The organism is Kyrpidia sp., assembly GCF_023512215.1.
Lineage (GTDB): Bacteria > Bacillota > Bacilli > Kyrpidiales > Kyrpidiaceae > Kyrpidia > Kyrpidia spormannii.
The window spans coordinates 19,323-33,206 of sequence record NZ_JAILZZ010000038.1 but is presented as its reverse complement, the minus strand read 5'-3'; the positions used below and the strand labels follow the sequence as shown (position 1 = coordinate 33,206).

At 53.3% G+C, this 13,884-nt stretch carries 8 protein-coding genes and 1 pseudogene; 3 read left to right on the top strand and 6 right to left on the bottom strand.

The annotated features are described in order from the left end of the window. The 3 genes and pseudogenes from tnpC to K6T64_RS12380 all read left to right on the top strand — a co-directional run. Positions 1 to 754: IS66 family transposase (gene tnpC / locus K6T64_RS12390; RefSeq protein WP_288010520.1), on the top strand; the 754-nt coding region annotated here is incomplete at its 5' end. A 141-nt stretch (positions 755 to 895) separates the two neighbouring features. Next, a complete protein-coding gene (locus K6T64_RS12385) occupies positions 896 to 1,336 on the top strand; it encodes a RusA family crossover junction endodeoxyribonuclease (protein ID WP_288010519.1) in 441 nt (146 codons plus the stop codon). A gap of 171 nt (positions 1,337 to 1,507) precedes the next feature. Continuing rightward, positions 1,508 to 2,725 (top strand): annotated as a pseudogene (locus K6T64_RS12380) (IS256 family transposase). A gap of 528 nt (positions 2,726 to 3,253) precedes the next feature. On the opposite strand, the gene K6T64_RS12375 reads toward K6T64_RS12380, so the two are convergent. The 6 genes from K6T64_RS12375 to K6T64_RS12350 are packed head-to-tail and all read right to left on the bottom strand — an operon-like array spanning position 3,254 to position 13,801. Continuing rightward, the gene (locus tag K6T64_RS12375; protein ID WP_288010517.1) at positions 3,254 to 4,408 is read right to left on the bottom strand and encodes a cysteine desulfurase family protein; all 1,155 of its coding nucleotides are present in this window, start codon (positions 4,406 to 4,408) and stop codon (positions 3,254 to 3,256) included. A 3-nt stretch (positions 4,409 to 4,411) separates the two neighbouring features. After that, positions 4,412 to 5,842 (bottom strand): BREX system Lon protease-like protein BrxL, encoded by a 1,431-nt coding sequence (brxL, locus tag K6T64_RS12370; protein ID WP_288010515.1) that lies wholly within the window; start codon positions 5,840 to 5,842, stop codon positions 4,412 to 4,414. After that, entirely contained in the window at positions 5,839 to 7,950 is a 2,112-nt protein-coding gene (locus tag K6T64_RS12365) for a hypothetical protein (RefSeq protein ID WP_288010513.1), read from the bottom strand. The genes brxL and K6T64_RS12365 overlap by 4 nt, the downstream gene beginning before the upstream one ends. Further along, positions 7,947 to 12,497, bottom strand: coding sequence for a hypothetical protein (locus K6T64_RS12360; protein WP_288010511.1), 4,551 nt, complete (start codon positions 12,495 to 12,497; stop codon positions 7,947 to 7,949). The genes K6T64_RS12365 and K6T64_RS12360 overlap by 4 nt, the downstream gene beginning before the upstream one ends. Then, the gene (locus K6T64_RS12355; RefSeq protein WP_288010509.1) at positions 12,494 to 12,976 is read right to left on the bottom strand and encodes a hypothetical protein; all 483 of its coding nucleotides are present in this window, start codon (positions 12,974 to 12,976) and stop codon (positions 12,494 to 12,496) included. The genes K6T64_RS12360 and K6T64_RS12355 overlap by 4 nt, the downstream gene beginning before the upstream one ends. Positions 12,977 to 12,979: 3 nt before the next feature. Next, positions 12,980 to 13,801 (bottom strand): DUF4007 family protein, encoded by an 822-nt coding sequence (locus K6T64_RS12350; protein WP_288010507.1) that lies wholly within the window; start codon positions 13,799 to 13,801, stop codon positions 12,980 to 12,982. Positions 13,802 to 13,884: the final 83 nt, after the last annotated feature.

The window sequence follows — 13,884 nt, the reverse complement described above, 5'->3', positions numbered from 1 at the left end:
CGGGCGAGACGGTCCACCCATTGTGTTGTTCGACTATCAGCAGAGCCGCTCAAGAGAGCACCCGAAGAGGTTCCTGCAAGGGTTCAAGGGTTACCTGCATGTGGATGGGTACAGCGGGTACCACGACCTCGAGAACGTCACCCTGGTGGGCTGTTGGGCGCACGCGAGGCGCAAGTTCGACGAAGCGCTCAAGACGCTTCCCCCATCGGAACGGAAAAAACCGACAGCGGCCAGGATCGGACTGGAGTATTGCAACAGACTGTTTAAGATTGAACGTGGTTTGAAGGACGCCACTCCAGAGGAACGTCATGCAGGGCGGCAGACGTTGAGCCGGCCGGTGCTTGACGCGTTTTTGGCACGGCTTCAGGAGCAAAGCGCCCAGGTGATACCCAAGAGTGTCTTGGGCAAGGCGATTGCGTACTGTCTGAACCAGTGGAGCAAGCTGGTGGTGTTTCTTGAAGACGGCCACCTGGAGCTGGACAACAACCGGAGCGAGCGGTCGATCAAGCCGTTCGTGATCGGCCGGAAGAATTTTCTGTTCGCCAACACTCCACGTGGCGCTAGGGCGAGCGCCATCACGTACAGCTTGGTGGAGACGGCGAAGGAGAACGGTTTGGACCCGTATCTGTATCTGAAATACCTGTTCGAACGGTTGCCGAACATCCAAACGGATGACCCGAAGGCATTGGGTGAACTCCTGCCATGGTCGGACCGTCTGCCGGATAACATACGCAGACGTGGTAAAAGAGCATAGCACGGCCCACTGCCCCGCCGGATTCCCTGGCGGGGTTGCTTGTTGTAGATGATCTTCCCACAATCAATGAGCAAACAAATGGACGGTGGGCAGCATTATACGCTTACGTTCAAGGAAAATAATTGCATGGAGGAGATCGTTATGAGGATTGAGTTTGAGGTCGACGGCAAACCGCCAAGAAAAAACGGGGCTACTTCCATGTGGGGAAAAGATGATGAAATTGCGCGTCTCGTTTCATTACGTCGAAAGGCATTAGAGGCTATGGAGAAAGAAGGAATTTCCGACTGTTTCCGTTCGTTTGTAAAACTAGAGCTTACGCTTTTCCTCCCACGCTCCGACTTGGAAAGAGGCGATTTAGACAATTTCATCACTGGCATATGTGACGGCTTACAAGCCGTAAACAGTAACCCGCGGACCAAAATCCATCACGAATTCTTAAAACCAGAGAACGAGGGGATTCACCCGAGTCGAGCGTTATTACTCGAAAACGACTCCAAAATAATCTCTATAAATGCTCGTAAGGTATTACGAGATAATAGAGAACTGTCTTATAAGATCGTTATCGAATCTGTGGATCTATAAGTGAGATCCATTTTGCCCATAGCGCTTTCCTCACAATCGGGTTTACCTCCTTAAAAAACTTGATTAGAGTCTCAGGTAGTGGTGTAAATTTGGTCCTCCCCAATTGACGAGGGAGCCACCGTGCATGTCTACTAGAGTGTGGAAAGTAAACTAGTAGGAGGTTACGCAGCGATGGCTCCCCTTGACAGTTTCGCAGTTCTTGAGTGGATTCGCAAGATCCAGGATGAGCAACAGATCGATTTCTTGCGTGAACTGATGCAGATGTTCGCCCAGTCTCTCATCAATGCGGAGGCCACGCAAAAGATCGGTGCCAATCCTTACGAACGTACCGAGGAACGTGTAACGCACCGCAATGGCTACCGGAAACGGGAGTGGGATACTCGTCTTGGGACCCTCGAGCTGAAGATCCCCAAACTTCGCCAGGGAAGCTTTTTCCCATCGATTCTGGAACCACGCCGCCGGGCGGAACAGGCCCTGGCCGCCGTGGTCTAGGAGTCCTATGTCAATGGGGTAAGCACCCGGAAGGTGGACGATGTGGTTCGGGCGCTTGGGCTGGATGGCATCAGCAAAAGTGAAGTCTCTCGTTTGTGTAAGCAACTGGATGAGGACATCCAACAGTTCAAAAGGCGGCCGCTGGAACGGGAATATCTGTATGTCTGGCTGGACGCCACCTTCCCCAAGGTGCGGGAAGGCGGGCGGGTCCAGAGCATGGCCTTTGTGATCGCCATCGGGGTCACGGACACCGGGGAGCGTGAGGTGCTGGGGTTTGACATCGGGACCAGCGAGGACGGGGCGTTCTGGACCGAGTTTCTCAGAGGGCTGAAAGAGCGTGGACTTCGGGGAGTCAGGCTGGTCATCAGTGATGCCCACCTTGGCCTGCGGCAGGCGATTTCAGAAGTGCTGACCGGCGCTGCGTGGCAACGGTGCAAAGTGCATACCCTCCGCAACGTCCTGAGCCAAGTGCCGAAGAAACAGCAGCCGATGGTGGCGGCGATCATCCGGACCATCTTTGCCCAGCCCACCCAGGAGGCGGCTCGAACTCAGCTGCGCCGGGTGGTGGAGGAACTGCGGGGCAAGTTCCCGAAGGCCATGCAGATCCTGGAGGCGGCGGAGGAGGACGTATTGGCCTTCATGGCACTGCCTGGCGAGCACTGGCGGCAGATCTGCTCCACCAACCCGCTGGAGCGGCTCAACCGTGAGATGAGACGGCGGATGGACGTCGTTGGGATCTTCCCCAATCGGGAATCCGTGCTGCGACTGATGGGATCCATCCTGCAGGAACAACATGAGGAGTGGATGGTGTCCCGCCGGTATTTCAGCCTGGAATCGATGGCGAAACTGAAGCCGGATCAGACCCTGCTCGCGTCCGCATCCGTGCTACAGAAGTAGATCTACATCTGGAGGAGGGGCGTGTATGCCACACGCAAACCTTGGCTTTGTCCCCTAGTTGCCGACACTCGCCCGGAAGGAGCGAGGTCAAAGGTGACCGACAGGTCAAGCGCAGCGTCCCTTGACGGAGCGACGACGGGCGATAGAATTCCAGGCGGGGACAACGACAACCCTGTCACACTCTTGACACACATGGTGATTTTACATCACTTGAGGGGACACTACCCTTAACTTGAACAAATACTCCTATTATTTACTTATTTTTAAGTTTATTTCTACCATCCCCAATCAAATTCTTGAAGATGCCATCATGGCCGTCAAGGAGAACTCAGCAGTCACTTACAAGTGCTAGAAGGACCTTCAGCGGCTGCCTTTCGGAAGTTGGCCCGAGCGAAGCAACGATTGTGAACCGGTACTCGTGAGATCTCTCCTACCCAAACGTTGACACGCACCAAGGACATTGGTGTCTTGTAGCGAGCGTATGACAAACTATGCAGTTCGTTGGCCGTACTGGGACATCCGGTTACTTTAAGGTGCACCCTTTGTCAAATCAATTAGGTGGAAATATGCTTCTGTGATTTTTCCCACAACAATCTCCACTTCTTCCGCCTGAGTGAAGCGGCCGATTCCAATACGAACAGTAGAAGAGGCATCTTCTCGAGAAAGTCCGATTGCAGTTAGCACATAGGAGGGCTCAAGGGCACCACTGTTGCAGGCTGAACCCATCGAAAGGGCTAGCTCAGGCATGTTCAGGATCAAGGCGTCTGCCTCCACCCCCGGGAAGGTCAGGCTGCTATTGCCGGGGAGCCGGTGCTCGAGTTCTCCGTTCACCTTGACCCCTGGAATCCTCTCTTTTATCCCCTCCTCCAACCGGTCCCGCAACCTTCTGACACGATCGGCTTCCTGATACATCTCTCGGTATGCTAGGGCGCAGGCCTCGCCAAGACCCACGATCCCAGGTACGTTAAGGGTGCCAGGCCGCAAGCCGCCTTCCTGACCCCCACCGAAGGCCAAAGGCACCAGCGGTGCCTTTCGGAGCCCTTCCCTCACATAGAGGGCCCCCACCCCTTTAGGACCGTAGAGTTTGTGGGCACTGATTGAGAGAAGGTCCACCCCCCAGGTCTCGACATCAACGGGAATCTTACCTACCGCCTGAGCTGCATCTGTATGAACCAAAGCTCCATGTGCCTTGGCAATAGCAACGATTTGCGCGATATCCTGTAAGGTGCCGATCTCGTTGTTGGCAGCCTGAACCGATACCAGCAGGGTCTCCTCGTCGATGAGGCGCTGTGCGGCCTCAAGATCCACCCTTCCATATAGATCTACAGGCAAATAGACCGCCTCGAAGCCTAGGGAGGACAAATACCGCAGAGGTTCTAGCACTGATTTGTGCTCAATAGGGGTGCTAACCATTTTCCGCCGCTCAGTAGAGGCTCTAGCCACGCCCAGGATCGCCAGGTTGTTGCTCTCGGTTGCACCGCTGGTAAATACCAACTCGTGGGGTCTAGCCCCGATGAGAGCGGCCACCTTCTCGCGGGAATCCTCGACTGCGGCAGCAGCCCGGCGCCCTGAAAGGTACAAAGTGTTCGATGGGTTGCCGAATTCCACCTCCAAGTAAGGACGCATGGCCGCTAAGACCCTAGGATCCAGAGGGGTGGTGGCGTGGTAATCGAGGTAGATCATGAATCATGCACACTCCAGATTGTGTTCATACTGCCGATATTCCCCGTCGAGACGGTAGAGTTGATCCCAGACCAGTTGGCGCATCTCAATCGCTGGCCTCAAACAGAATCGCTCAAAATCCTCCCGTGAGACATCGCCGTGAGGAAACTGCACCTTCATGAAGCCTGCAGCCAGGGTACGCACCGACTCCTCGTTACGCTTGTAGGGGCGCTCCCCCTTCAGACTGACGGTGCGCGCACAGTATTGGTCCGGGCCTAGATCCTCCCGCATGGCCAAAAGTACATCCCCGAAGAAGTCGGACTTCAGACCTACCGAAATCTCAGTGTCAGGGCCGATGAGGTAGTCACCGCTGAGCTTGGGCAGCCGCCACCCCGGGATGATGCCTCTGATACGATCGAGGAAAGCAGTTTCCTGAAGAAAAAATGGCAGCTCTTCTACCAAGATATCCCTAACGGGGCGCTGACGCTCGTCGAGCTGGATGTTCGCCAGAAGCACTAGCCCGCAATCACTGGCGGTCTCGTACAGACCACCGCGGGTCAATTTCCCATTGGCCAAGTATCCCTTTAGACCTCCCACGATTTCCTCGGGCTTGTCGAACCGCAGAGTCTGGACCTCGTCGAGTACTACCACGGCAAAGCGGGCCAAAAGTCCCCACTGACCAGTGGCGTTATTGACGAATAGCACTGCAGGCGAGACATTCCCCCCGCTTACCAGGCGCACCTTGGGACTGATGTTCTCGTAGATGTAGCTTTTCCCGGTGCCCTTGGGGGCAAGTTCCATGAGGTGCAAGTTCTTCTGCACCAGGGGCAGAAGCCTGGCCAGGAGCAAGTTCGTTTCCTCCTCGTTAAAGGCCAGCGGATTGTAGCCCATCGAGATCAGCAGGAGAGCCCGCCACTCCTCGAGGCTGAAGGACCGTCGGGTATCCTTGAAGAGCTCGAGATTCACCGTGGCCTGCATGGGCTTAAAGCTTAGAATGGCTGTACCCTCGGCAAGCTGACTAAGCTCCACTACTCCCCACATTCCATGGCGCAGTAAGTCTGGATAGTACTCCAATAGTTCAGTGGGAATGTAGGCCTCATCGATACCCAGCAGACGAAGGCGAGCAAAGTGCGATGGCTTTTTCTTACGGTTTAGGTCAACCTCGACCTCCACTGGAGTGAGAACACGGACCGTTTCCCCTTGGGATAGTCGGTGTTTGATGATGTTTTGGTCCTTAGGGCCGGGGATGACCCGCTTAGCCCAGTCCTGCACTTTGTGGGCCTCTTCGGGCAAAAGGGGGCCCACACCAGGAACCACGGACTCGAGGACCCATTCAGCCACGTAAGCAGAGATACCCCTTTTCTGCAGCTGGCTAAACAAAAGCCTTCGCTTGTCTATGGCTAGCCTTCCGAAAACCTCCACGACCTTGCGATTGAGATCGGATCTTACGTTCATAGCAAATCCCCCAGGATATCGTTCTGCTCGTACATCTCCAGAGAGGTAAGCCGAAGTTCTACCGGGGCTGCGTCCTGCTTGCCTCCGGGTAGCCTGTAAATTAGGCGAGCTTGACCATTCTTAAGAACCTTTTTCTCGGGCCATGGGTTAAGGTCAATGGACCACTCGGTACGACTCATGGGGTTTGCCATGCTACCCAAAGGCTCGGTGTGAGTTCCCCCTAAGATAAGTTCTAGTTGAACGAGTTCTACCGGAGCTGGGTTAGGATTCTCCACCACCAGCACGGCATTGTTTATTCGGCCAGCCACACCCGTGCCCACGAGGTATGCCTTGGTGGGAAGAAGCTTTTGGTCCTTGGACAGCACAAAGAAGGGTATGAGGACCTCCTCTGGCCAGGCCCCACCATGGGGGTAGGCCAGATGTCCGGTTTTTCCATCCTCCATCAGGAATGTGTCCCCACTCAGGATGACTGCGCAGTCCTCGGGCAGACCGTAAGCCTCACGGTGCAGGAAAGCCAAATCTCCCCGCACTTCAATGGGCTCACGCAACGCGTTCCCACCCATGGCAGCTCGGCCCTCCGGGCGCATCCCGGAAGGAGCAACCTGAGCGCGCGAGGATCCAGAGAGCAGGCGGCCGTGGTCGGTAGTGATGACGACCTCGAGGGGAAGGCCGTCGGGAGCAGCGAAGATAAGCCGTATCAACCTCCCTGCGATTTCTACCAGAGCACCATTGGCTTTATCTCGGGCCACCTTCTTGTCAGGATTGTCATGATAGCTTTTGTCAGGCTCGGTAAGGCTAAAGATAAGCAGATCGCCCGGCTGGGCATGCTTTAAGGCCCGTTCAACATCCCTGTCTCTAGAATAGATCGTTCCAATCTCAGGGTGATCCGGTGCGAGAGCGGGCTTTACCCCTCTAAGGAGGGCCAGTTTGGCCAACTTGGTCAACGTAGGCAAAGGGGCAAAGGCCAATCCTTCGCTAAGGAGCGTGAGACGGCCAGATACCTCCCTGCGCTGGAGCTCCTCCCAAAGCAACCTCGCATCCGGGAAACTTAGCCCATCAAGAACCAATAGAAGGGTTACCCTGTCCGGGCGCCTGAGTTCTCCAGCCTTTACCCAGCTCAGCCAGGGCTTAGCCGCTGCACCGGACAGGGCCTCTCGATAGAGTTCGAGATAGCGCAGGCTAAACTCGCGACCGATCCGCTGAACCTCTGGCTGCTCATCCGGAGCCCACTCGCGGTAGGGCAGATACTCGTGGATGAACCATGAAACCAATGCGTCCGGCTCCGAAGGAATAGGCCCCGGAAGCATGGGACGAAGAAGTCGGCGGAGAATTTCCCTGCTTTCTCGACTCAGGTAAGTGTGAAGAAGATCCAAGTAGTCCTTGGTTAACATCTCGGGGTGCTCCTTAAGGTAAAGGGCATCCGCCTCGGCTGCGAGCTTTAGAACTTCAAAATGTGCCGACAAACGCAGACTCTCCGTAAGACGGCCTCCCAACTGCAGCGCATCAGCCCGAAACAGTCTTTGCAGGCGCTCTCTTACCCGAGGAGGTAGGTCGAGAGGGAAGGAACCCAGGTTCTGCTCCCCCTTAAGACCGAGCCAGTCTTCGAGGCATTCCCAAGCCTTCTCAGGTGTAAAAGCAGAGAAAACCTGGGCAAAGGGATGTTCTACACGACTTTGGTAGTAAGCACCTAGACATCGCAGCACCTTGCGCTCCGCCTCGGAGAACTCGCCCAATAACCAGAGCAACCAGTGTGCTGCCAACTCAGGCCCTGTAGCGTCAAACCAGTCTTCCTTCCAGAGGGCATAAGCTACCTGAGGCCAGGTGGGCTCCGGGGGCACACTGGCCAATCTGGGGGCAAGCTCCTGCATCTCGTAGGCATCGAGGTCGGGGCAGTAACTCTTGAGTATACGGCTTGGCGAAGGCAATTCCTCCACCTCGAGGCCCCTTCCCTCCGCAAACTCCCGAGCCCACTCACACAGCCTCAATCCTTGGACGACCAGAGGCTCAGGACGCAAAGCATAGATCCAGAATTCGGTTTCGCTAGAGACCACACGGGTTCCTTCGGGCTTATACGCGTCTGCATTGGGGTTGAGGTAGATCTTTCTCATACGCGTTCTTCGGCCTCCATCAATTGCAAAAGCTGAACCAAGCAGGACTTGGCCTTTGCGGGATCCACCTCGATTAGCCGTCGGAATTCGATCTCTATCCGGCGAACCCTGTCAGCGTTGATAGCTTCGGCCACCTGGTTCTTCAGCTCAGCGAGTTCTTGTCGGCCCCTTTCGTCAAGGAATGGGTCAGGGTTCTTTATTTCGTGCTCTAAGGTCTCGAGATCCCTGCCTTGCGTGAAGGCCTGTTTTCGCGCTTCAAGCCAGTCCCTGGCTTTTTGCTCACGCAGCTGGATCTTCTCTTCGAGCGTTTCCAGGATTCCCATGAGGGCCTTACGTTGAGCCTCGGACCATCCCTCCCACTCTAACAGAACCTGAAGTTGCAACCGGTTGGCCTTGGCTTCCTCGGGCTTTTCGAAGTGAAGTTTCGATCGCACCTCCCGGAAACGCTTCTCGAGCTCAAGACAGCGTTTGGACACTGTCCCAATGTCCTGGGCAAGTGGGCTACCCTCATAGCGTCCCAAGGCCTTCTGGAGTTCATCCCGAAGCTCCCTGAAGAACTCAGGCTCTGTAGCTGCATCTATGCGTCCGACCATTTCCTGGAGCCAGACCCGTGCCTTCTCCTCGAGCTTGGCTACGTGTGCTTTCAGCTCCTCGGCCTTTTTGCAAGCAAGAGCAGCTTGACTATCGCTAAGGTACTGGCCGAAGGTCCCTGCTAAACCTTCTATCTTAGTCAGCTTTTCCGCTGCGAGACGTTCATCGTTAGGAAGGGGTGCCTCAAGCTCACGGAAGTATTCAGCCAACATACGGCAACGGGTCACAGCAGCCTCAATGTCCTGAAAATCCGGCGTGCCTTCAAAGCGGTTGCGCAGCTCCAGAATCTTGCGCTCCAGCTTCAGGACCTCAGCCTGGTTGCTAAGTGCGTTTAACCGTGCTTCAAGACTCTGCACGAAGCTCTCGAGGAACTCAATTTCTGCCCCAACCTTCTCCAAGCGCTCCTGTGCTTCAGCACGCACCCGCTCGGAAGGGTTCCGGGTGTAACCCTCCAGCTCCTTGCGTATTTCTCTCAGTTTCAACAAATTACTAGAACTATCTATAGATCGCAAGAACCCAAGGATTTGGGTTTCTTCTTCATAAGCTTTTAGTTGTTTAAAAGAGGTCTCCAAGTTCTTCAATGCCTTGTTGACACGGTTTTGAGCTTCGGTGAGACTAAGGAGTTCAAGTTGGGAAAACAGTCGCTTCAACCGTTCCTCGTTCCTTCCGTAGTCGGTAATATTATCAATTCTTTCGTATAGCCTGCACTGCTCATCTGTCAGCTCGGACGCCCTTTGAAGCAATTTTTCGCGCAATTGGTCACGCTTCCAATGTCCTGAGCAAACGACTACTGGCTCGTTAAGTTTTTTGAGCTTGTCTAATTGTTGAGCGATCTTGGAAACCGTTTTGGCTTCCTCGCTCACCTGTAGGATCACATTAACCTTTTTCTCGTACTCCTCGAGCTGCCTAAGTCCCTGTTCAAGCTTGGCCAAAGCCATCTTAGCATTTTCCAATAGCTCCGGATCGAGGATCTCCTCCTCGTTGGCTCTGGCTCGCAGGATGGCAAGACACTCCTTAGCCTGCTCGCGGGAAAGCCCTCCTCGCTCAATCTGTTCAATAATCTGCCTGATGGAACCTTCATCGCGTTTCTTCCTACGTGTAGAAACCTTTGTCAGCTTTTTTATAAAATCCTTGGGCTTGGCAGTTCGGTCTTCGACCAGCTGTGAAAGCGTAGTGATCTTGCCGTCAATAGCTAGGTCAATGTCGCGCCTGTAGTACCCGAGCCAAGCGGCCATCAGGAGGCTCAAGGTGTTGTAGTCGTAACCGTAGGGCGGGTTAAGCAGTTCCCGCACCACCATTTCGACTTTGATCCACTCCTGGCCGGCAGACAAGCTGTTATTGATGCGTTCCCAAGCTAACCGAGTAAAGTTTCCCGAAGGCTCCTGGAGGCGTAGCTTCGCGTTCACAACACCCCAGGCAGTTGATTTCTGCAGAAACTGATCCACAATCTCTTTCGGAATCCGGGCTAGGCCCCTGTAGCCATTCGAAAGATCGTTAAATGCCAATAGAGAAATGAGTGTACTGACCCCACTAGGAACATTACCCTTGGATGCACGGTATTGTATGAAGAATTCCCCCGGATGGTTTTTATATGAAATAAAGTACGTTTCCCGTAGCGCTCGCGCAATTCGGTTAGGGGTGCGCGACAGGAATCCAAGGGCTTGAACCTTCCCTCTAGAATCCAGGGGCACCTCTAAGCGCCCCTCGCGGCGGAGGACCTCGAGGCCGGATTTGATCTGCTCGGCATAGCGTTTTTTCTCCTCCTCCACTATCTGAAGGCCTACCTGCTTTACGGCCTTGTCAGCAAAAACGCGATCGTCAAGCAATGTGTATTTCAGAATTGCGTCAAAGAGTTCAGGCGTCGGACGGTCCGGAAGGATAAAGAGCAGAGGCGCGGATCGCAGTTTAAAGGAAACATCTATCTGCTGAGCAAGTTCTCTCTGAAAGAATGCAACCTCCTCCTCGTTTTTTGCCAGGAAAAGGACCACTAACCCCCGTGCTTCGGGCATCTTATCGGGGGTTGCGGTATAGCGTGCTGCTAGGCGCTCGAGATACTGCACCGTAGACCCGTTACGACCCAAAACGACCTCAGAAGCAGCCCAATCCTGTCTGTGCCCCCAGGAGACTTCTACTTCGTGTTTTTCAAGTAATCCTGCAGAATTTAATATATCGGTAGCCTTGTTGCTTCCGCACTCATCGACTTCTTCCAGGAACATACTGAGCTTCTTCATCTGAGTTTGTTGTTCAAGCTCCTTGTTTAGCATCCGCTCCAGTACAATGATCTGATTGTTTCCTGCCCAGAGGGAATAAATGCGGTGAATGGGGTCGTAGCGAATATATCGTCCTTGCTCTAACTTCTTGAGAACGCGCTCGGATTCGTTAGGTGAAAGACCAGTTAGTTCAGCGATGAGTCTGAAGAAACCAACCCCCTTACTCGGGATATTGGCCGCAGTTTGTAACATCATGGCCTTAAGTACGAGGTGTGCCTCCTCTGAAAGATCAGGCAGATTGACACTTTGGTAGTTCTTCCAGGCTTGTTCACCTAAGGATTCTTTGAAGTAATCTACTAGCTCCACGGGCAAAACCCAGTTAGGCCTACCATCAACAACGGCTGGCTGATCGAGCTTTCGCTGGACCGGACCATCCCTATCGGTAATAAAGTTGAGCACCGAGCGGTTCGCTACGGCTTCAAGTTCGACACTAGTAAGCAGGGCAGTAGTGAGGGGATGCAGAGGGAAACAGGCTTTGGTGACTTTCTCCTGAAAGTTCTTAAGACCCCAGTTTAGATTCTTTTGGTAGTGCTCTTTAAAGATTTCAAAGGTGATCTCGCTTGCCTTAGTGATTCGATCCGTAAACCCTGGAATCCTCAAGAGATCGCGCCAAGCAGAGGTGTTGAGGCGGAAGTAGCCTCTCAGTACATCCTCCAAGGTGGTCTGCAAAAGCATTCGTTGCTGATTGTTTTGGGGGATACGATTAAGTTCCTTAAGCAGGTTCTCAAACTCGGCACTCCCGTCGTTCTTGGCCACCTTCTCTGGCTCGTGTTGAGTTAGGGCCACAAACAGAACCTTGCCCCGATGGTCTTCAACACCATTCATGAGCTCCTGGAACGGGGTCCCTCCAGTGTGCATCCTGAGGTAATCGCGAACATAGGCACTGAACTCGTCAAACAGTATAAGCACACCGCTTAAAGGGCCATCCCGGCCACACAGTTCCTTCACAGCCCAGTTGATGGCCTCCGAGAGACTGATCTCTCCACCGAAATCAGGCTTTACCCCTTTGACTTCTTTAACCAATTCAACGCAGAGGCCATAGTGATCTGAGCGTCTCTCCTGAAGCTCCTTCTTCAAGGTAGGTAGGTCCAAGCGGAAGGCTTCGAGGTACCGCTCAGCCTTTTCGGCTTCATCGGTGCTAAAGCTCTCTAGCACGTTAAGGGCGTTCTCAAACCAAAAGGACGGGCGAACACCACGGAGAACCTTGTGGTCGTTAAGGGCTTCGTAAAGGGCTCGAAAGAATTTGTCGCGCAAATTAGTCGGCGCTTCGTCCCCCCGAAGCAAGAGGACTAAGAAAGGCTTATGAAATCGTTTGAAATCGCGGAAGAATGCAAAAGCACCATAGTCGTTCAGTGTATGCTCGAGACTGCCAAGCAATGCTTTTGCTTCTTCGCTATCTATAGATTCCCCAAAATAGTTAGCTAGAACCAAACCTAAATGACTCTTGCCATGGCCGTAACTAGCTCGGATCAAAAAGCGATTTTCTGTGCCTTCTACAAAAGCATCGATCAGTCGCTTGAGCACTTCGACCGAGGACTTTTTCTGTGGATGGTGTGCAGTAGTGAATATAAAGGATTTCACCAGTTCCAGGTTCTGTTTCACGTTTCGGAAGTGGCTTATCTGAACATCGTTGCGAAAAGCAGCATTGAGATTAGGAGTGGTCAAATCTCGGACATTCATATTCATGTGGCCCTCCCAAACTCTTCAAAAATTGCAAGCCGGCCTTCTTTATACCAAATCACACGTTCTTCATCATACGGAAGAAGTTTTGTGGCGGTACTGGGTAAGGCAAGAACAAGGGACTTTGGGCGCTTTCTGAAGTTAGTCCGCATGAAGCGCCAAAAAGAATTTCGTTCCCGATAGGAAAGGTACGCTAAAGCCAAGTCAAGGTTGTAAATCAGAAGCGCGTCAGTATGGCTTGGTTCTTGCAAGAGCCGATCCATATCCCCAAGAAGTTTTTCCGAATTGAGACCGAGAAAGCGTCCCCCTGGAAGTAAGTACTTTTCTTTCCAGGAGACATAATCCAGTGAATCGAGATTGTATTCAGCAGCAATGCTGGTTTCCCTCCCAAGAATATGGGTAGGTATGAGAAGAATGCCCGTACGGCACATGAGCCCTCCGCCGCGAAGCACTTTCACAAGGTCATTAGGATTTGAGCCGATCATGGTTTACCCTCCCTCGTAAAGAAGGGGAAGAAAATCAACGGGAGAGTTCCAAAGCCGCACTAGTTGATGGGGTGGAGCTATCTGATGAAGCTCAAGAAATCGTTTACTTTGTAGTTCCCGTAGGCGACTCCCTAGGGTAAAAGCATTGAGAAGCAGAAGGCTGGCGAACCCCCCCGGTTCGTATAGATCGTTGAGGTTCACCTGTCCTAGCCCAGGCCAAGTCTGCTCCCAATAGTGTGCCAACGCGTAGCCTATGACTCCCGCGGATGGCGAATTGGGCTCTTGTACGACGAATTCATTACCCTGCTCCTGTAAAATACCCAACTGACCCAGCCCATCGGTTTTGACGTAGGTGCCAGTAAACACCGTAATCAGCGTGCGCACAGAACGATCTGCTAGCTCCTTGCCTTCAGCTTCACGGACAAATGCCCGTACGTCCTGGCGCAAAGAAGTAGGATACAGCCTAGCCCCAGGGCGTAGGTGGCAGCTAACAAGGTAGTGCCAGAAGACCGCTCCCGGTCCCAGCGGAGCACTCAAGTGGTAGTGCATAAGCCACTGCGTAGACGGATGGCTCAGACCAGGGTCGTTATCGTACACGTAATGGCCCAATGGGGTGAGACGGTAGGTTTTGTTCTCGAGAAGTCCTGCGCCTACCGCATAACGGGGCATGGCTTTCACATAATTATTGCCCAGATGGGTTTCTTCGCGAATAGTTTCAAAGCCCACTTCTTTTCTACTTTCAACAGCAATGCGTAGAATAGCTGAGAGTGCGGGACGTGATAGCGAAAACGACTCGTGAAAGACCGTACCAATACGATGTTTCATAGTCTCACCTTGAAGGTTTTATGAAGGTTTTTAAGAAAAGAGGCATAACCAATGTGTTCGTCAATAAATTGTTTTCACCAAAT